Genomic DNA, 19,492 nt, shown 5'->3' on the forward strand with positions numbered 1-19,492 from the left:
GTCATGCCTGACGCGGTCCCTGTAGGAGCGGCCTTGTGTCGCGATGGGCCGCAAGGCGGCCCCAATGTCTCGGCAACAGTGCTGATATCGCAGGGGGCTGCTTTGCAGCCCATCGCGACACAAGGCCGCTCCTACAAGGGCAGCGCAAGGCGGGGAAATCCGCCATTTCATTGCAGTGCATCCGGCCCCCCTGGCGGATTGTCGCCATCTACCCCGTCGCCCGCCCCCTGTATTCACTGCTCCAGACCCAGTTGGCACGTTCCCTGCTCAAGGCGGCGCGCGTGTACACAACAACTGGATAACATCAATGAAGAAATTCCTGCTGACGTTCCTCTGCCTGGGCGTCATCGGCTGCTCCAAACCCGCGGAACCGGAAAAGACCGTCGACGTGCTGCTGATCGGCGGTGGCATCATGAGTGCCAGCCTGGGTACCTACCTCACCGAGCTGGAGCCCTCCTGGAAGATCGACGTCTACGAGCGCCTGGACCAGGTGGCCGAAGAAAGCTCCAATGCCTGGAACAACGCCGGGACCGGTCACTCCGCGTTCTGCGAGTTGAACTACACCAGTGTGGGCAAGGACGGCAATATCGATATCAGCAAGGCCGTGGGGGTCAACGAGCAGTTCGAGGTGTCCAAGCAGTTCTGGGCCTACCAGGTCGAGCAGGGCGTGCTGAGCAACCCGAAGTCGTTCATCAACAACGTGCCGCACATGAGTTTTGTCTGGGGTGACGACAACGTCGCCTTCCTGCACAAGCGCGTCGACGCCCTGCAGCACAGCTCGCTGTTCCGCGGCATGGAAATCTCCGAAGACCACCAGCAGATCCGCAAGTGGGCGCCGCTGGTGATGGAGGGCCGTGACCCGGGGCAGAAGGTCGCCGCCACGCGCATGGCCATCGGTACCGACGTGAACTTTGGCGAAATCACCCGCCAGTTGTTCGCCGCGATGACCCGCAACCCCAATGTGTCGCTGAACCTGCGCCATGAGGTGCGTGACATCGTGCGCAACGACGACGGCACCTGGCATGTGCGGGTGGCCGATCTGGCCAACGGCGGCGAGGAAAAGGCCGTCAACGCCCGCTTCGTGTTCATTGGTGCCGGTGGTGGCGCGCTGAAGCTGCTGCAGAAGTCGGGCATCCCTGAAGCCGAAGGCTATGCCGGCTTCCCGGTTGGTGGACAGTTCCTGATGACCGATAACCCCGACCTGGTCGCCCGCCACCAGGCCAAGCTGTACGGCAAGGCCTCGGTTGGCGCGCCGCCGATGTCGGTACCGCACCTGGACACGCGGATGATCGATGGCAAGCAGGTGCTGCTGTTCGGCCCGTTCGCCACCTTCTCCACCAAGTACCTCAAGCACGGCTCGCTGCTGGACATGTTCGCCTCGCTGAACAGCCACAACGTGCTGCCGATGGTCAATGCCGGTATCGACAACATCGACCTCAGCACCTACCTGATGGGGCAGCTGATGCTCAGTTTCGATGACCGCATGAACGCGCTGCGCGAGTACTTCCCCAACGCCAAGAACGAAGACTGGAAGTTGCTGCAGGCCGGCCAGCGGGTGCAGGTGATCAAGAAGGACCCGGTCCTGGGCGGTGTGCTGCAGTTCGGTACTGAAGTGGTGGCGGCGCAGGACGGCAGCATCGCTGCGTTGCTGGGAGCTTCGCCGGGTGCCTCGACAGCGGCTCCGATCATGCTGACCGTGCTGGAAAAGACCTTCAAGGACCGTATCCAGTCGCCAGCCTGGCAGGCCAGGCTCAAGGAAATCGTACCGAGCTATGGGCAAAAGCTGAACAACAACCTGGCGCTGACCAACCAGACCCGGGCATGGAGCAGTGAACGCCTGCAGTTGCTGTATGTGCCGGTGGAGGCCGAGCAAGCGTTATGACCGGTTGACGCAGCCCTTTGTAGGAGCGGCCTTGTGTCGCGAGAGGGCTGCGAAGCAGCCCCGGCGATATGTGCAGCGGTGCCGGAATCTGGGGCCGCTTTGCGGCCATCGCGACACAAGGCCGCTCCTACAGGGACTTTTCAAGGCACAACAAAAAGCCCGCACAAGGCGGGCTTTTTGACGAGGATTTGGTCGGAGAGACAGGATTCGAACCTGCGGCCTTCTCGTCCCGAACGAGACGCGCTACCTGGCTGCGCTACACTCCGATGAAGGAAATCCTACTGCATACTTTTTTTGCACGCAAGCCCTTGTTGTTAAAAGGGCCTTTGCAAAAAACAGGCTGCGATCAGAGCTCTTTGACGGTGCGGATCTGGTCCTTGTTCAGGCGCGTGCGCTTGCCGTCCAACTGCTCGAATTCGTAGAAGCCGGAGTCTTCATCATACTTCGGTGTGTCGGTGGCCTGGATTTCGCGACCGTCGTTCAGGGTAATGACGGTTGGCGATGCGCAGCCAGCGAGGGCGCCCAGGCCCAGGGCGAGCAGGAAGGCGGGTAGGGTTCGTTGAATCATCGTGTTTCTCCAGTGCGATGGTGCTAGATGACATTAAGACGCAGGGTGTCCACGCAAGTTCCGTCTACAGTGCAGCATAGCGGCAAACCTGTGGCATTGATCGAGGGCAAGGGCCACGGGCGTCAAGCTGTGATGGGCGCGTGCTGTGTTATAACTGCGGCCATCCCATCTTCTTGTGACGGACCCCCATGAAAGCCAAGGCAGATACCCCCTTCGTGCCGCTGAACATCGCCGTGCTCACAGTCAGCGACACCCGCACCTTCGACACCGATACCTCCGGCCAGATGTTCGTCGACCGCCTGAGCGCGGCTGGCCATCGCCTGGCCGAGCGCGTGCTGCTCAAAGACGACTTGTACAAGATTCGCGCCCAGGTCGCCACCTGGATTGCCGATGACAGCGTGCAGGTAGTGCTGATCACCGGCGGCACCGGCTTTACTGGCCGCGACAGCACGCCCGAGGCTGTGGCCTGCCTGCTGGACAAGCAGGTAGAAGGTTTTGGTGAGCTGTTCCGGCAGATTTCCGTGGCCGACATCGGCACCTCCACCGTTCAGTCGCGCGCCCTGGCCGGGCTGGCCAACGGTACCCTGGTGTGCTGCCTGCCAGGTTCGACCAACGCGGTGCGCACCGGTTGGGACGGTATCCTCGCCGAGCAGCTGGACGCCCGTCATCGCCCGTGCAACTTCGTGCCGCACCTGAAGCAGGCAGCGGCCTGCGACAGCCGTGGCTGAGGTTACCCAGGCCCGGCCGCTGATGCCGGTAGAGCAGGCCTTGGAGCAGCTGCTGGCATTGGCCGAAGCGGCACCTATCCGTGACACCGAGAACCTGCCACTGGCCGAGGCCGAAGGCCGTGTGCTGGCCACCCACCTGGTGGCCTCGCTCGACCTGCCGCCTTGGCCGAACAGCGCCATGGACGGTTACGCCCTGCGCCTGGCCGACTGGCAGGGTGAACCACTGCCGGTCAGCCAGCGGATTTTCGCCGGCCATGCGCCGCAGCCGCTGCAGCCGGGTACCTGCGCACGCATCTTCACCGGGGCACCGCTGCCCGAAGGTGCCGACTGCGTCGAAATGCAGGAAAACACCGAAGTGGCGGAGGATGGGCGGGTACGCTTTCTCGAAGCGCTGAAGACCGGGCAGAACATTCGTCCCCAGGGCCAGGAAACCCGCAAGGGCGAACAGGTGATGAGCGCCGGCACCCGGCTTGGGCCGATCGAGCTGGGCCTGGCCGCGACCTTGGGCCACGGCCGGCTGGATGTGGTGCGCAAGGTGCGGGTGGCGGTGTTGTCCACTGGTGACGAACTGGTCGAACCTGGCCTGCCGCTGGGGCCGGGGCAGATCTACAACAGTAACCGCCGACTGCTGGTCAGCTGGTTGCAGCGGCTGGGCTGCGAGGTGGTTGATGCGGGCATCCTGCCGGATGACCTGGCACGTACCCGCACCTGCCTGGCTGAACTGGGCGATGTCGACCTGATCCTGTCCACCGGCGGTGTCTCGGTGGGTGAGGCCGACTACCTCGGTGCCGCCCTGCGCGAAGCCGGCGAGCTGGCCTTGTGGAAGCTGGCGATCAAGCCGGGCAAGCCGCTGACCTTCGGCCACTTCCAGGGCGTGCCGGTAATCGGCCTGCCGGGTAACCCGGCCTCGACCCTGGTCACCTTCGGCCTGCTCACCCGGCCCTACTTGTTGCGGCGTCAGGGCGTGACCGATGTTACGCCGTTGCGCTTTGACATGCCGGCCGGCTTTGACTGGCCCAAGGCTGGCACGCGCCGCGAGTACCTGCGCGCCCGCATCGAGCAAGGCCAAGTGCGCATCTACAAGAACCAGAGTTCGGGCGTACTGCGCAGTGCGGCCTGGGCCGAGGGGCTTGTAGAAGTGCGTGAAGGCAGCACACCGAAGCAGGGTGACAGCGTGCCCTTCATTCCCTTCAGCGAACTACTTGGCTGAGCGGCCCAGCCAGGCACTGGCCAGCGGCGCGGCCTCGACCGGTGCCGCCAGGGCCAGGCGCATGTGCACGTTCTCCAGTTGCTGGGCGGCCACGCTCCAGTCGTGGCGCTGGCGGGCAAACTGGCGCCCGGCGTCGCTCAACTGGCTCATGCGCCAGGGCTGGTTGAGCAACTGGGTGATCAGCAGCGCCAACTGGTCGCCATCCTCACTGCCCAGGTAGTGCTCACCGTTGTTCGCGGCCAGGCCTGAAACGCCCTTGCCGGTGGTGATTACCGGCAAGCCGGCGGCCATCGCTTCGAGGATTTTTACCTTGGAGCCACCGGCATAGCGCAGTGGTGCGAAGAACAGTGCCGAGCGCCGCTGCAGTTCACGCAGGTCGGGACGGTAGCCGAACCATTCGATGCGCGGGTCGTTCCAGTGCAGTTTCCAGCTGGCCGGCATGGCATGCCCGGCAATCGCCAGGCGCACCGCCGGGTTGCTCATCCAGACCTGCGGCATGATGTCTTCCAGCGCCCATTCGATGGCCTCTAGGTTGGCACCATACTCGAAGTTGCCAACGAACAGCAGGCGCTGGCTGTGCAGCGCGGGTTGCACATGCTGGTAGAAATCACAGTCCACGCCATTGACCACCACGTTCACCGGGCGCCCGCTGATCTGTGCGATCAATTCGGCATCGTGGGCGCTGACTGCCACCAGTTCGGTGGGTTGGTGCAATACCCGCTGTTCCCAGCGTCGATAACGCCAGCGGTCGAAGGCGTTGAGCGGGCGTAACCATAGCGGCAGGCGATCGTGGTTGGCGCCCCCCATCACTGATTCCAGGGTGTGCTCGCTAAGCATGTACGGCAGCCCGCGTGCCTGCAGGGCTTTTTCGAAGGGCTGGAAACTGTAGCTGTGCTCGATCTGGATCACGTCCCAGGGCTCGTCCAGCAATTGCTCGAAGCGGTGCCGCAGGCAAGGGGCCAGACCATTGATAATTGCGCGCATGGGGTAAGCGATAATCGGCGAGGCCAGCAGGTTGAGCGGGCTGTGCAGGGGCCGTCGGGGCAGCACGATCAGGCGCTCGAGCAGCGGCTCCAGGGCCTCGCGGGCGGCATCGTCAAGGGGGATCTTCGATTGCACCAGCAGGGTAATCCGGTGGCCCCGCTGTGCCAGTGCGCGTATCAGGTGGTATTGCCGGGTCTTGCTGCCGCTGGTGGTTGGCCAGGGCAGGTACGGCAGTGTCCAGAGAATGCGCATGACCCGGAATCCTCGCTAAAGGCTGCGGATAGCAAGACGCGCCCATGGGCAGCAGTGGTAGAACCACTGCCGGGGGCGCGTCCGTGGCAATAAAGTGTATCTGCTGAGCATAGCCGTGCATTGCCAGGCGTGTGGGAAAAGACAGGCCTACGCAATTAAATACTGGGAGCGGCCTAATGCCAGTCAGTTAAGGTTTCTACAGGCTTTACTGGGGCTGCAAAGCAGCCCCGAATTGCTTAACTGACAGGCACTGGGGAGCGGCCTGCTATTTTTTCGGGCGCATGCAACGATCCGCGACTGCAAAGGGTCGAGATCTGGGTTGATCACTTCACGGAGGCGCACAACATGCGAGCGGGCAAGGCAATGCTGATCCTGCATGGCAAGCAGGCGATGAACGAAGACTTGCGCAGCGCCGTGCATGACCTGCGCGACAGCGGCTGGGTCCTGGATGTGCGGGTTACCTGGGAGGCCGGTGACGCCCAGCGCCTGGTCACCGAGGCGCTGGCCGCCGGCTACGACCACATCGTCGCCGGAGGCGGGGATGGCACGCTGCGTGATGTCGCCGAGGCCATGGGGCTGGCAGGTACCAAGGCCAGCCTGGCGTTGTTGCCGCTGGGCACGGCCAACGATTTTGCCAAGGCCGCCGGCATACCCCTGGAGCCTGCCACGGCCCTGGCCTTGCTGAACATACCCGCACGGCCGATAGACCTGGGCCAGGCCGGCGACCAGCTGTTCCTCAACATGGCCACGGGCGGTTTTGGCAGCCAGGTCACGGCCAATACCTCCGAAGACCTGAAGAAAGTACTGGGCGCGGCCGCCTACCTGTTCACCGGGTTGTCGCGCTTTAGCGAACTGCAGGCCGCCTCGGTAGAGCTGCAAGGGCCAGGCTTCGACTGGCAGGGTGACCTGCTGGCGCTGGGGATCGGCAATGGCCGCCAGGCCGGGGGTGGGCAAGTGCTGTGCCCCGAGGCCCTGGTGAACGACGGCTTGCTCGATATCGCCATCCTGCCGGCACCTCAGGAGATGGTCGGGACGTTGCGTGAGCTGTTGGCCGGTAACGGTCTGTTCGTCAGGGCCAGGTTGCCCTGGGTGGAGATCAAGTGCTCGCAGGGGCTGGACATCAATCTTGATGGCGAGCCAGTGCAGGCCGAAAAGTTACGCTTCCAGGCCAAGCCCGCTGCACTGCGGCTACACCTGCCGGAGGGGTCTCCGTTGCTCAGTCGTCCAGGCTGATGATTTTCTCGCGCACGGCGAACAGCACCAGGCCGGCCACGTCATGGATTTGCAGGCGTTTCATGACTTGCGAGCGGTGGGTTTCCACTGTCTTGATCGACAGGCCCAGGCCGGTGGCGATTTCCCGGGTGGACTTGCCACGCACGATCAGGCGCAGGATCTCCAGCTGTCGCGCCGTGAGATTATGCCGCTCGCCAGCTGGTAGCTTGCCCTGCCTGGTGTGCTGCAGCGCCTGGTTGATGACCGTATGGGCGACGGCTGGGCTGAGGTAGCGCTCGCCGTTGCGCACCGCGGTCAGGGCCTGTTCCAGCTCGGTGGCGCTGGTGTCCTTGAGCAGGTAGCCGTGGGCGCCACTCTCCAGTGCCCGCATGATCAGGTCCGGGTCGGTGTGCATCGACAGGATCAACACCTTGCAGGTGCTGCCGCTGGCGCGCAGTTGGGTGAGGGCGTCCAGGCCGCTGGTCGAGCGCATGGAGATGTCCAGCAAGACGATGTCCGGCGCCAGCGTGCGCACCTGTTCGAGCAACTGGCTGCCGTCGTCGGCTTCACCGATCACGTCATAGCCGGGGATGTCGCACACCAGTGCGCGCACACCAGCGCGAATCAGCGAGTGGTCGTCTACCAGCAGCAGTCTACAGGTCATGGGTTGCAGTGCTCCTGGCGCGTTGCTGGGTGCGCGGTGGCCATGGGAACATCGCCTCGATGTGCGTGCCCAGGCCGAGCTGGCTGGTGATGTCCAGGCTGCCCTGCAACGCGGTTACCCGCTCCTGCATACCGGCCAAGCCCCGCTGGCCTGCTTCGGCCGGTTGCCTGGCGGGCACGAAGCCGCGGCCATCGTCTTGGATTGACAGCGCCAACCCCTCGGGGGTGCGCTGCAGGCGGATGACCAGATTGCGTGCCTGGGCGTGGCGCAGCATGTTGGTCACGGCTTCCTGGGTAATGCGGAACACCGCCATGGCCACGGCCTCGTCGATGCCCCCCAAGCGCTGGTTGCATGCCAGGCTCCAGTGAACGCCGCTGTTGCCCAGGGTGCGCACCAGGTGTGCGCGCAGGCTGGCTTCCAGGCCCAGGCTGGCCAACTGCCGCGGGTTGAGCAGGGCGGAGACATCGCGCACGTTGCCCAAGGTGTCATCCAGCGTGCTGCGCAGCGCGTCGCAGTGGCCTTGCAGCTCGTCGGGCATGCGCTTCTGCAGCCACTGCAGCTGCAGCTTGGCGGCGGTGAGCAACTGGCCGATGTCGTCGTGCAGTTCCCGGCTCAGGTGCTGGCGCTCGCCTTCCTGGACTTTGAGCATGCGCTCGGCCAGTTCCGCCGGGCGCAGGCTGATCGACTTGGCACCAAGGGCCAGGTGCACGGTAGCGCCCAGTGTGGCGGCCAGTTGCAGCACCAGCAGGCTGGCCGGAATCACCTGATCGGCCAGGTACAGCAACAGGTTGGCGACCAGCGAGGCAATGCACAGCCCGACAGTCGCCCAGCGCAGCAGGGTAGTACGGGAGCAGCACAGCAAAGAAGTCTTCAAGCGTGGAAGCATAGGTAGGGAAGCCACTGAAGTATTGCTGATGGAGGCCTTGCACAATCCATGTCAGAGGCTTTGGAGCAGTACTTGCCGTTTTCTTTCAAACACGTGATCTTGCGACCTTGCTGCAGGCCGCAAGCGTTTGTGGGGGCGCATATTACCACTTCGCAGTGCATCGGTCGCGGTCGGCTAACGCCATGAAACGCCGACGGGGCGGGTGCGGGAGGGTGGCAAAGTGCCGCTTTGCTTGATCGCGCAATATGCACTTGCCATCGAACTTGTGCGCTGTTGATTCAACTTGGCCCCCCGCAACCTGAAAAACCTCGAGAATGTTCCAGGTTCGGCCAGGATGGGCCTGAATAAACGTGCCCGGCTGCATTTTGCGCCAGTTCAATAGGTGGCAGATGAGCGGCCGGAGTGCGTGCTGCCTGCCGTCTCGGAATGCGGGTGAATGCACACGCTGCCTTGCTCGTCGCAGGGTGTGCAAGGTTGTGCAAACGTTTGCTGCAAGGCCTTGGCCAGTTCACCCAGCAGCACCAACTGCTCGCCGATGTCCAGGTTAAGCCGTCCGGTGCAAGGGTCTACCAGTTCCAACTGCCAGGCCAGCAAGGTCAGGCAGGCCCCTACCGCGGGCAGGGCTTCGCGCTGCAGGCAACCGACCTGGCAGGCCGGTGCCAGCAATTGCTGCAGGGCGGTGGTGTAATGGGCGACTTCGCGCAGGCCCAGATGTGCGGCCTGTCGAGCGAGGTTGTCGAGGGCATTTTCCAGGCAGTGGCAAGCATCCGGGTCGTTGTCGATCAGTTCCAGATGCTGCAGGCATTCCTGGGCCTGGGTCAGCAGTACCTGCGCATCCAGCAGGAACCCCTGCAGGGCGTTATCGAACGACAAGGCGCTGTCCATCATGATGCCCCCGCGCGTGGGGCTGGCACAGGGGACGGGCACGCCAAAACGATAGCTAGCAAAAGCCTGACTCCATTCATGCAATGAGAATGGCGTCACATTAATGGCTAAAGGATATCGCGAACATCAGGTCGCACCCGATTGTAGCTAAGGGTTTCCCTGATAAGGGCCTCAGGAGGGGAACTTTTGCTGTCCCGCTGAATCACCCGCGCTTCCCGCAGTAAAGCATGATGGTAAAGTGATATCAATTGCCTTCACGGCATTTTCCCGCAAGGGTCAAGGTGTGCGTGAAGCCGCCGATACAGGGTGGATGATTTCACTTTTTCCGACTCAAGCCTGGGGGCTTTCCAATGGCTGGCATTCTCGACACGGTAGACCAACGCACGCAACTGGTGGGTGAGAACCGCCTGGAAATCCTGATGTTTCGCCTGGCTGGCCGCCAGTTGTTCGCGATCAACGTGTTCAAGGTGCAGGAAGTGCTGCAGCTGCCCAAGTTGACCCTGATGCCCCAGCGCCACGCTTTCGTCTGCGGTGTGGTCAACCTGCGCGGCCAGACCCTGCCGGTGATCGACCTGTCCCAGGCGATCGGCATGCGCCCGCTGCAGCCGGGGCCGGACAGCACCATCATCGTCACCGAATACAACCGCTCGGTGCAGGCTTTCCTGGTGGGCGGTGTCGACCGTATCGTCAACATGAACTGGGAGGCGATCATGCCGCCGCCGTCCAGCGCCGGGCGCCAGCATTACCTGACGGCCATCACCAAGGTCGATGACAAGCTGGTGGAAGTGATCGACGTGGAGAAGGTGCTGGCCGAGATCGTGCCCTACAACGCCCGGGTTTCCGGCGACAAACTCGCCGATCCGGTGCTGGCCCGGGCCCGCGGCCGCGAAGTGCTGCTGGTGGACGATTCCAGCGTGGCCCTGGCGCAATTGCGCGACACCCTGTCCCAGCTGGGTGTGAAGCTGCACGTGGCCAGTGATGGTCTGAAGGCGCTGCGCATGCTCAAGGGCTGGGCCGACGCTGGTGAGGATGTGTGCGAGAAGCTGCTGATGGTGTTCACCGACGCCGAGATGCCGGAAATGGACGGCTACCGGTTGACCACCGAGATCCGTGGCGATGCCCGTTTGCGCCAGCTGTACGTGGTTTTGCACACCTCGCTGTCGGGCAGTTTCAACGAATCCATGGTGAAGAAGGTAGGCTGCGACAACTTCCTGTCCAAGTTCCAGCCCGATCGCCTGGTCGACGTGGTCAAGCAACGCCTGTTGCTGGATGCCGCTACTGCGTGATCCCGGCCCCTGCGGAGTATAAGCTTGGCGTTTTGGCATGACGCGAGGCGGCAGGGATGTTTCTCAGTGAGCTGTATCGGTACCCGGTGAAGTCCGGGCAGGCGCAACGCCTGCAGGCTTCAGCGGTTGGGTTGCTGGGGTTGCAGGGTGACCGGCGCTGGATGGTGGTGGAGGAAGAAAATGGACACTTCCTTACCCAGCGCGCCTGGCCTCATCTAGGCCAGATCAAGGCAAGCGACGATGACAGCGGCCAGTTGCTGCTGGAAGCACCTGGGCAAACTCCCTTGTGGGTACCTGTGCCACCTGCCGATGACGCCCTGCGCGGCGTGACCATCTGGCGCGATACCTTGCGTGTGCCGGATGCGGGCGACGCGGCGGCGGCCTGGCTCAGCCAGTTGCTGGGCAAGGCCGTGCGCCTGGTGTATTGCCCGGAGCAGCGCGCGCGTTACCTGCCCAATGGCTATGGCTTCAACAGTGACCGGGCGGCGTTCCCCGACGGTTTCCCGTTGTTGCTGATCAACCAGGGATCGCTGAAAGAACTCGATCGCCGTATCGGCCGGCCCATGGAGGTGCTTCGCTTTCGACCCAACCTGGTGGTGCAGGGGGCTGAACCGTTTGCCGAAGATGGCTGGAAGCGGATTCGTATCGGCAGCTTGGAGTTTCGCGTGCTCAAGCCCAGTGTGCGCTGCATCTTTACCACCATCGACCCGGTTACCGGCGAGCGCAGCGAGGACCGCGAGCCGATGGCCACGCTCAGGACCTTCCGTGAGAAGGAGGGGGATGTGCTGTTTGGGCAGAACCTGGCGGTGGATGGCAGCGGGTGGTTGGAGGTAGGGATGCAGGTCGAAATCCTGGAGTAGCTGTGTTGCCTGTGCCGGCCTCTTCGCGAGTAAACCCGCGAAGAGGCCGGCACAGGCTCAGTAGCAATCACATGTCATCGAAATACCGCTCATGCCAATCCACCAGCGGCTGCGGCGAGTTCAGCTTCTGCCCGTAGATCACCGAATACGACAGTACGTTCTGCACATACTGGCGCGTTTCGTCGAACGGGATCGACTCCACCCACACATCGAAGCTCAGGTGCTTGGCGCCTTTGAGCCACTGCCGCACACGCCCAGGCCCGGCGTTGTAGGCTGCCGACGCGAGCACCCGGTTGCCGTTGAACTGGCTGTGCACCTGGCTCAGGTAGGCCGCACCCAGCTGGATGTTCTTGTCCGGGTTGAGCACCTGCGCCGGTGATGCCAGCGGGATACTGAACTTGCGCGCGGTTTCCTTGGCCGTGGCCGGCATCAACTGCATCAGGCCGCTGGCACCGACCGGGGAACGGGCATCCTCCATGAACGCACTTTCCTGGCGGGTAATGGCGAAGACCCAGCTCGAATGCAGGCCGCGGACCTTGGCCTCGCGCACCAGGGTGTCGCGGTGGGCCATCGGGAAGCGGATGTCCAGGTCGTCCCAGTACTGCGCCTGGCTGATGGTGCGAATGGCCGGGAAGTACCAGCGCAGGTCGTAGCCCAGGCGCGCCTGGGCGACCATTTCGTCGCGGCTGAAGTGGCGGCTGACGTGGTACCACTCGCGGCGACCTTCGACGATCTGGCCACGGGCGTGGAACTCCAGGGCACGGCGGATGCCCGGGGTGTTGCGGACCTTGTTGACCAGCTGTGGGCTGAGCACCAGCGGCTTGTTGTTCAGCTGGTAAGGGGTTTGTGCCCGGTCGGCAGCGAGGAAACCGTAGAAGTCACGTTCGCGCGCCACGGTCTTGTACAGCAGCGGGATCTGTGGGTTGTTCGGTTGCGCCAGCTCCAGGCTGCGCGCCTGCCAGTACTTCCAGCGGCTGCTGTTGGCCAGGTCCTGGGGCAGGCGGCGGGTCAGCTCGTAGGCGTCTTCCCAGCGGCCCAGGCGCAGCAGCAGGCGCAGGCGCCATTCGCTGACGGTGTTGTCACGCAGCTCGGGGTCGTAACGGGTCATCAGGTCGAGCGCGCGCGGGTCGTAGCGGCGCGCCAGGGTCAGGCCGATTTCGCGGGCGATGGCCACCTTCTCGTCGCGTGAAAAGTGCATGCGCTGGGCGTAGTCGTCGAGCAGCGCCATGGCCCGCTCCGGGTCCTGTCGGGCCAGGCGGCGCAGGCCGAGGCTGACCACGTCGGACATGGCTTCGTTGGCCGGGGTGAAGCGCGACGGCTGGTTGAGCAGCTCGGGTTTCTGCGCCACATCTACCAGCAGGCGCCCCTGCGGCGCGAGGGTGGTCAGGGTCTTGACCAGGTTGTTGGCCAGGCCGTAATTGCGCGCCTGGGCCGCCAGCTTGGTGCGTTGCCAGCGCTTGGCCTCGGTCAGTTGGCCCTCGGCCGCCCACATGCCGAACAGTGTGTCGCAGGTAGCCGGCTGCGACTTGCCGACGTTCCACAGTTTGTCGGCCGTGGCAAAACCCTCGGCGCGCAGGCCGTGGCTGAGCTGGTACTGGCCGTTGAGGCAGTCCAGTTCGGTGAAGTTGAGCTTGGGGTCGTAGTACTTGACGAAAGTGTTCCATTCGCCGCGTTCGGCCAGCCAGCGCAACCAGCGTAGTTTCATCCAGTTGGCCTGGGGCAGGTCGCCATGCTTGGCAAGGAAACCTTCGATTTCCTGGTTGCTCGCGGTTTTCAGGCGGGCGGTGAGTTCGTCGTAGGCCAGGTAGGGCGTCAGCGGGTAGTCGCTGAGGGCCTGGGCATAGCGCAGATAGGGGCCTTTGTCGCCTTTGGCCAGCGCGCGCTTGGCCTCGTCATAGTACTGGCGTTGCAGGGTAAGATCGGCGGCCTGCGCCGCGCAGGTGGCGGCGGTGAGCAGCAGGCAGGATGCAATATGTAACAGGCGGCTGCGCATGATACGTCCGGGCAGTTGAACCATGGGGAAGTGACGGCGGAGCCAGCACTGTTGGAAGCTATTGCCTTAGCTTAGCTGTTTGCCGGCGGCGGGTGAAAGCACTGTGCTTGTATCGGGATATTAAGTTCGACCAGATGTCGCAAAGCCCTTGCCGGATGGCCAGGCGGATGCCGTCGAGGGCCAAGTCAGGTAGAATGCGCGCCCGATTTATGGAGACCAACATGACCCTGCTCAAATTCAGCGATGTGTCCCTCGCATTCGGCGCCATGCCGCTGCTGGACAAAGTGTCCTGGCAGATCGCTCGTGGCGAGCGGGTGTGCATCATCGGCCGCAACGGCACCGGCAAGTCGAGCATGCTGCGCCTGGTCAAGGGCGAGCAGAAGGGCGACGACGGCGAAATCTGGCGTGCCCCGGGCCTGAAGATCGGCGAGCTGCCGCAGGAGCTGCCGGTGGCCGACGAGCGCACGGTGTTCGACGTGGTGGCCGCAGGCCTGGATGGTGTGGGCGATCTGCTGGCGCAGTTCCATCACCTGAGCCTGAACATCCAGGGTGATGAAGACCTGGAAAAACTCATGCACGTCCAGCACGAGCTGGAAGCCCGTGACGGCTGGCGCCTGCAGCAGGTGGTGGAAAGCACCCTCAGCCGCCTGCAGCTGCCGGCCGACAAGACCCTGGCCGAACTGTCCGGTGGCTGGCGCCGCCGCGTGCTGCTGGCCCAGGCGCTGGTGTCGGAGCCCGACCTGCTGCTGCTCGACGAGCCGACCAACCACCTGGACATCGGTGCCATCGCCTGGCTCGAAGAGGCCCTGCGCGGCTTCAATGGCGCGGTATTGTTCATCACCCACGACCGTTCGTTCCTGCAGAACCTGGCCACCCGCATCCTGGAACTGGACCGCGGCGGCCTGATCGACTGGAACGGCGACTATGCCAGCTTCCTGGTGCACAAGGAGGCCGCACTGGCCGCCGAGGAAACCGCCAACGCGTTGTTCGACAAGCGTCTGGCCCAGGAAGAGGTATGGATTCGCCAGGGCATCAAGGCCCGCCGTACCCGCAACGAAGGCCGCGTACGCGCACTGAAGGCCCTGCGCGTGGAGCGCAGCGAACGCCGCGAGCGCCAGGGCAAGGCCAATATCCAGATCGAGGCGGCGGAAAAGTCTGGCAAGCAGGTAATGGTGCTGGAGAACGTCAGCTTCCATCACCCGGAAGGGCCTGTGCTGGTCAAGGACTTCTCCATGGTTCTGCAGCGTGAGGACCGCATCGGCCTGCTGGGCGCGAATGGTACCGGCAAGACCACGTTGCTAAAGCTGATGCTCGGTGACCTGGAGCCGACCGCAGGCAAGGTCGAGCGCGGCACCAAGCTGGAAGTGGCCTATTTCGACCAGATGCGCCACCAGCTCGACCTGGAAAAGACCGTTATCGACAACCTGGCCGAAGGCCGGGACTTCATCGAGATCGACGGCCAGAACCGCCATGTGCTGAGCTACCTGGGCGATTTCCTGTTCAGCCCTCAGCGCGCCCGTACGCCGGTCAAGGCGCTCTCGGGTGGCGAGCGTGCACGGCTGTTGCTGGCCAAGCTGTTCAGCAAGCCGGCCAACCTGCTGGTGCTTGACGAGCCGACCAACGACCTGGACGTGGAAACCCTCGAGCTGCTCGAGGAGGTGCTGTCCAACTACAAGGGCACCGTGCTGATGGTCAGCCACGACCGGGCCTTCCTCGACAACGTCGTCACCAGCACCCTGGTGTTCGAAGGCGAGGGCAAGGTGCGTGAATACGTCGGTGGTTACGAGGACTGGATTCGCCAAGGGGGCTCACCGAAGCTGCTGGGCGTGACCGAGAGCAAGGGCGGCAAGTCCGAGCTCAACAGCGCGGTGGTGGAGAAGGTAGAGGCCAAGCAGGCGCCTGCGCCGGTTGCAGTGGTGGCCGATGGTTCGAAGAAGAAGCTCAGCTACAAGCTGCAACGTGAGCTGGAAATGCTGCCGGGGCAGATCGACGAGCTGGAGCAGCGCATGGCCGAGGCCCAGGAAGAAGTGAATGCGGCGGGCTTCTATCAGCGGCCGATTGCGGAAACCTCGGCAGTGCTGGCCAAGATCGAGAAGCTGCAGAGTGAGCTGGATGTGCTGGTGGAGCGCTGGGCCGAGCTGGAAGGCTGATCGGCGTTAGCCTGACCCGGCCTCTTCGCGGGTTAACCCGCTCCCACAAGGACCGCACCGCTGTTGAGCGCGGTGCAGTACCTGTGGGAGCGGGTTCACCCGCGAAAGGGCCGGCACAGGTTGAATCATTCCTTCTTCTGCAATCGCACCGCCAGTACATCGCACGGCGCGCCATGCAGCACGTCATTGGCCGTGGAGCCCAGCAGCAATGCCAGGCCATGCCGGCCATGGCTGCCAACCACGATCAGGTCGCACTTCTGGTCCTTGGCCAACTGGTGGATTTCCTGGCGCGGCTGGCCATAGGTCAGGTGCGAGTCGCCGCGGTGGATGTCCGGGTATTTGTTGAACAGGCGGTCCATGCGTTCCTTGGCCTGGTCGAACTGCTGCTGTTGCAGCTGCGACAGGTCCATCGGCACGTCGCCGCCGAACGCCATGGCCATCGGCTCGACGATGTGTACCAGCGAAACCTTGGCATTCGACGGCGCGGCCAGCGCCATGGCGCGCTTGATCACCGGGTCGCATTCTTCGGTCAGGTCGACGGCGACCAGAAGATGTTCGTAGGACATGAGCGGAACTCCTGACAATCGCGATAGAAGAAGTATGGTCGCTTTCGGGCGGGTCTTCCGTGAAAAATGGCTAACCAGCTCATTTGCAACGTTTTATGGGAACTACTGATATGACGGTATTGCTGGTGGTGTCAATCCTCGCGCTGATTCTCAGCCCGCTTTCCTGGCTGCGCACATCGCGCAAGCAGAGCGAGCAGATGAAGCTGCGCCTGGAGGCTCGGCGCATGGGTTTGGCCATGCAGCTGGCGCCGCAGCAGTGGCCGCACTGGCTGGAAAAGGAGCCGCCAAGCCCATGCCCGCAATACCACCGGGCGCGTCGCCGCGGGCATGAGGACAGCTTCTGCTTCTGGCAGATCACCCCGGGGGTTTGGTGGAACCAGTGGCGTGAACCCTGCGAGGACCCACGCTTCATGGAGGCCTTGGCACGCTTGCCGGCGAGTGTCTACAAGGTCGAGGCCGATGCCCGGATGATCGCGTTGTACTGGACCGAGCGGGGCGATACGGCTGTGTTGCAGGATATTGCCCACGTCCTCGAAGCCCTGGCTTGAGAGCTGTCTTGCACGGGCCCTGTAGGAGCGGCCTTGTGTCGCGATCGGGCTGCGCAGCAGCCCCGGCAATCTTTGCTTTTCTCTCAAATCCCCGGGGCTGCTGCGCAGCCCGATCGCGACACAAGGCCGCTCCTACAGGGGTATGCGGTGCTTTTTAAGCCTCTATAACGACAAAGCGGCGGCTTGGCCGAACCCTGAAGGGGTGGGGTGCCAAGTCGCCGCTTTGCGTTCTGCTGCGCAGAAAAGGCCAGGCAGGCCGGGTATGCATTCAAGCAAGTGCCAGTGTAGCCGTTGGAGGCCGCCGCGCAAGGCAAAAGCTGCAGCATTCTTCTGCGGTTCATGGTCAATCGCCGACATGAATGGTCAGCAATCACTGTCATCATGTTTTGTACCGGGACGCTACAAAATGACCGGAAAGTCGTGTTTTCACCTTGCTCGCGAGCATTTGACAACGCCGATCTTTTCGGAGAATGTGTGCACACCCAAATCAAACGGGCGTATGAATTGAGCGTTTGTATGTCATGACGCCAAGCCATACTTCCGACTAGCGCGCTGACGGGTGTGCCTGGGGCAGGGCAGCTAGGCCTGCTTTTGCCGCAGCGATCGGCGTGTACAGTTCAGCTTCCATATCGTGGAGATCAGTTGATGATTTACGAAGGTAAAGCCATCACGGTTAAGGCTCTTGAAAGTGGCATCGTCGAGCTCAAGTTCGACCTCAAGGGTGAGTCCGTCAACAAGTTCAACCGCCTGACCCTGAACGAACTGCGCCAGGCCGTCGATGCCATCCAGGCCGACGCCTCGGTCAAGGGCGTGATCGTCAGCAGTGGCAAGGACGTGTTCATAGTCGGCGCCGACATCACCGAGTTCGTCGACAACTTCAAGCTGCCCGAGGCCGAACTGGTCGCCGGCAACCTGGAAGCCAACCGCATTTTCAACGCCTTCGAAGACCTCGAAGTGCCGACCGTCGCCGCCATCAACGGCATCGCCCTGGGCGGCGGCCTGGAAATGTGCCTGGCCGCCGACTACCGGGTCATGTCCACCAGCGCCAAGATCGGCCTGCCGGAAGTCAAGCTGGGTATCTACCCGGGCTTTGGCGGCACCGTGCGCCTGCCGCGCCTGATCGGTTCGGACAACGCCATCGAATGGATCGCCGCCGGCAAGGAAAACCGTGCCGAGGACGCCCTGAAAGTGGGGGCTGTCGACGCCGTGGTCGCGCCTGAGCTGCTGATGGCCGGTGCCCTTGACCTGGTCAAGCGCGCCATCAGTGGCGAGCTGGACTACAAGGCCAAGCGCCAGCCCAAGCTGGAAAAGCTCAAGCTCAACGCCATCGAACAGATGATGGCCTTCGAGACTGCCAAGGGCTTCGTCGCCGGCCAGGCCGGCCCGAACTACCCAGCCCCGGTCGAAGCCATCAAGACTATCCAGAAGGCTGCCAACTTCGGCCGTGACAAGGCCCTGGAAGTCGAAGCCGCAGGCTTCGCCAAGCTGGCCAAGACCTCGGTTGCCGAGAGCCTCATCGGCCTGTTCCTCAACGACCAGGAACTCAAGCGCAAGGCCAAGGCGCATGACGAAATCGCCCACGACGTGAAGCAGGCCGCCGTGCTCGGTGCCGGCATCATGGGTGGCGGCATCGCCTACCAATCGGCGGTCAAGGGCACCCCGATCCTGATGAAGGATATCCGCGAGGAAGCCATCCAGCTGGGCCTGAACGAGGCCTCCAAGCTGCTCGGCAACCGCGTCGAGAAGGGCCGCCTGACCCCGGCCAAGATGGCCGAGGCACTCAACGCCATTCGCCCGACCCTGTCCTATGGTGACTTCGCCAATGTCGACATCGTCGTCGAGGCCGTGGTCGAGAACCCGAAAGTCAAGCAGGCCGTGCTGGCTGAAGTGGAAGCCCAGGTGAAGGACGATGCGATCCTCGCTTCCAACACCTCGACCATTTCCATCAACCTGCTGGCCAAGGCGCTCAAGCGCCCGGAAAACTTCGTTGGCATGCACTTCTTCAACCCGGTGCACATGATGCCGCTGGTGGAAGTCATCCGTGGCGAGAAGTCCAGTGAAGTGGCGGTTGCCACCACCGTGGCCTACGCCAAGAAAATGGGCAAGAACCCGATCGTGGTCAACGACTGCCCGGGCTTCCTGGTCAACCGCGTGCTGTTCCCGTACTTCGGCGGCTTCGCCAAGCTGGTAAGCGCCGGTGTCGACTTCGTGCGTATCGACAAGGTCATGGAGAAGTTCGGCTGGCCAATGGGCCCGGCGTACCTGATGGACGTGGTCGGCATCGACACCGGCCACCACGGCCGCGACGTGATGGCCGAAGGGTTCCCGGACCGCATGAAGGACGAGCGCCGCTCGGCCGTTGACGCATTGTACGAGGCCAACCGCCTGGGGCAGAAGAACGGCAAGGGCTTCTACGCCTACGAAACCGACAAGCGCGGCAAGCCGAAGAAGGTCGCCGACGCCACCGTGCTCGACGTGCTCAAGCCGATCGTCTACGAGCAGCGTGAAGTCACCGACGAAGACATCATCAACTGGATGATGGTCCCGCTGTGCCTGGAGACCGTGCGCTGCCTGGAAGACGGCATCGTCGAAACCGCTGCCGAAGCCGACATGGGTCTGGTCTACGGCATTGGTTTCCCTCCCTTCCGCGGTGGTGCGCTGCGCTACATCGACTCGATCGGTGTGGCCGAATTCGTTGCCCTGGCCGATCAATACGCCGACCTGGGGCCGCTGTACCACCCGACCGCGAAGCTGCGTGAGATGGCCAAGAACGGCCAGCGCTTCTTCAACTGAGCGGTCAACGAGCTAGAGCGAGAGA

At 63.3% G+C, this 19,492-nt stretch carries 16 protein-coding genes and 1 tRNA gene; 9 read left to right on the top strand and 8 right to left on the bottom strand.

Annotation, left to right across the window (positions count from 1 at the left end; all coding sequences use genetic code 11):
- Window positions 1–307 precede the first annotated feature (307 nt).
- Window positions 308–1,882: a malate dehydrogenase (quinone) gene (mqo, locus tag GYA95_RS04345; protein WP_015269517.1), complete on the top strand. Its 1,575-nt coding sequence runs from the start codon at window positions 308–310 to the stop codon at window positions 1,880–1,882.
- 189 nt (window positions 1,883–2,071) lie between these two features.
- Here mqo and GYA95_RS04350 read toward each other — a convergent pair.
- Both GYA95_RS04350 and GYA95_RS04355 read right to left on the bottom strand, forming a co-directional pair.
- Window positions 2,072–2,148, bottom strand: a tRNA-Pro gene (locus tag GYA95_RS04350).
- Window positions 2,149–2,228: 80 nt separating this feature from the next.
- Window positions 2,229–2,450: a YgdI/YgdR family lipoprotein gene (locus GYA95_RS04355; RefSeq protein WP_013971697.1), complete on the bottom strand. Its 222-nt coding sequence runs from the start codon at window positions 2,448–2,450 to the stop codon at window positions 2,229–2,231.
- 188 nt (window positions 2,451–2,638) lie between these two features.
- Between GYA95_RS04355 and moaB the strand changes: the two genes are divergently transcribed.
- Window positions 2,639–3,178, top strand: a complete 540-nt coding sequence (gene moaB, locus GYA95_RS04360; RefSeq protein ID WP_013971698.1) for a molybdenum cofactor biosynthesis protein B — start codon at window positions 2,639–2,641, stop codon at window positions 3,176–3,178.
- Window positions 3,179–3,200: 22 nt separating this feature from the next.
- The gene (locus GYA95_RS04365; RefSeq protein WP_043936090.1) at window positions 3,201–4,388 is read left to right on the top strand and encodes a molybdopterin molybdotransferase MoeA; all 1,188 of its coding nucleotides are present in this window, start codon (window positions 3,201–3,203) and stop codon (window positions 4,386–4,388) included.
- On the opposite strand, the gene GYA95_RS04370 is transcribed toward GYA95_RS04365, so the two are convergent.
- Window positions 4,377–5,624, bottom strand: a complete 1,248-nt coding sequence (locus GYA95_RS04370) for a glycosyltransferase family 4 protein (protein WP_015269519.1) — start codon at window positions 5,622–5,624, stop codon at window positions 4,377–4,379. The two genes, GYA95_RS04365 and GYA95_RS04370, sit on opposite strands and share 12 nt — an antisense overlap.
- A gap of 345 nt (window positions 5,625–5,969) precedes the next feature.
- On the opposite strand from GYA95_RS04370, the gene yegS reads away from it, so the two are divergent.
- Window positions 5,970–6,857: a lipid kinase YegS gene (yegS, locus tag GYA95_RS04375; RefSeq protein WP_015269520.1), complete on the top strand. Its 888-nt coding sequence runs from the start codon at window positions 5,970–5,972 to the stop codon at window positions 6,855–6,857.
- On the opposite strand, the gene GYA95_RS04380 is transcribed toward yegS, so the two are convergent.
- From GYA95_RS04380 to GYA95_RS04390, 3 genes are all read right to left on the bottom strand, one after another.
- Window positions 6,841–7,500, bottom strand: a complete 660-nt coding sequence (locus GYA95_RS04380) for a response regulator (protein ID WP_015269521.1) — start codon at window positions 7,498–7,500, stop codon at window positions 6,841–6,843. The two genes, yegS and GYA95_RS04380, sit on opposite strands and share 17 nt — an antisense overlap.
- On the bottom strand, window positions 7,490–8,386 hold the full coding sequence (locus GYA95_RS04385) for a sensor histidine kinase (RefSeq protein WP_043935470.1): 897 nt from the start codon (window positions 8,384–8,386) through the stop codon (window positions 7,490–7,492). The genes GYA95_RS04380 and GYA95_RS04385 overlap by 11 nt, the downstream gene beginning before the upstream one ends.
- 375 nt (window positions 8,387–8,761) lie before the next feature.
- Window positions 8,762–9,271, bottom strand: a complete 510-nt coding sequence (locus tag GYA95_RS04390; RefSeq protein WP_015269523.1) for a hypothetical protein — start codon at window positions 9,269–9,271, stop codon at window positions 8,762–8,764.
- A 350-nt stretch (window positions 9,272–9,621) separates the two neighbouring features.
- Between GYA95_RS04390 and GYA95_RS04395 the strand changes: the two genes are divergently transcribed.
- Complete coding sequence (locus GYA95_RS04395) at window positions 9,622–10,557, top strand: chemotaxis protein CheV (RefSeq protein WP_015269524.1); 936 nt, start codon at window positions 9,622–9,624, stop codon at window positions 10,555–10,557.
- A 56-nt stretch (window positions 10,558–10,613) separates the two neighbouring features.
- A complete protein-coding gene (locus GYA95_RS04400) occupies window positions 10,614–11,417 on the top strand; it encodes an MOSC domain-containing protein (protein WP_015269525.1) in 804 nt (267 codons plus the stop codon).
- Between the two features lie 67 nt (window positions 11,418–11,484).
- Here GYA95_RS04400 and GYA95_RS04405 read toward each other — a convergent pair whose 3' ends face one another.
- The gene (locus GYA95_RS04405) at window positions 11,485–13,410 is read right to left on the bottom strand and encodes a transglycosylase SLT domain-containing protein (protein WP_015269526.1); all 1,926 of its coding nucleotides are present in this window, start codon (window positions 13,408–13,410) and stop codon (window positions 11,485–11,487) included.
- A 221-nt stretch (window positions 13,411–13,631) separates the two neighbouring features.
- Between GYA95_RS04405 and GYA95_RS04410 the strand changes: the two genes are divergently transcribed.
- Window positions 13,632–15,560 carry an ATP-binding cassette domain-containing protein gene (locus GYA95_RS04410; protein ID WP_015269527.1) on the top strand — a complete coding sequence of 643 codons (1,929 nt, stop codon included), beginning with the start codon at window positions 13,632–13,634 and terminating at the stop codon, window positions 15,558–15,560.
- A gap of 125 nt (window positions 15,561–15,685) precedes the next feature.
- Here the strand turns inward: GYA95_RS04410 and GYA95_RS04415 are convergent, their stop codons facing one another.
- Window positions 15,686–16,126 carry a universal stress protein gene (locus GYA95_RS04415; RefSeq protein WP_013971709.1) on the bottom strand — a complete coding sequence of 147 codons (441 nt, stop codon included), beginning with the start codon at window positions 16,124–16,126 and terminating at the stop codon, window positions 15,686–15,688.
- Between the two features lie 110 nt (window positions 16,127–16,236).
- Between GYA95_RS04415 and GYA95_RS04420 the strand changes: the two genes are divergently transcribed.
- Both GYA95_RS04420 and fadB read left to right on the top strand, forming a co-directional pair.
- Window positions 16,237–16,674 (top strand): hypothetical protein, encoded by a 438-nt coding sequence (locus GYA95_RS04420; RefSeq protein WP_015269528.1) that lies wholly within the window; start codon window positions 16,237–16,239, stop codon window positions 16,672–16,674.
- A gap of 645 nt (window positions 16,675–17,319) precedes the next feature.
- A complete protein-coding gene (fadB, locus tag GYA95_RS04425; protein ID WP_015269529.1) occupies window positions 17,320–19,467 on the top strand; it encodes a fatty acid oxidation complex subunit alpha FadB in 2,148 nt (715 codons plus the stop codon).
- Window positions 19,468–19,492: the final 25 nt, after the last annotated feature.

This window comes from Pseudomonas asiatica (genome assembly GCF_009932335.1).
In the GTDB taxonomy this organism is placed as follows: Bacteria; Pseudomonadota; Gammaproteobacteria; order Pseudomonadales; family Pseudomonadaceae; genus Aquipseudomonas; species Aquipseudomonas asiatica.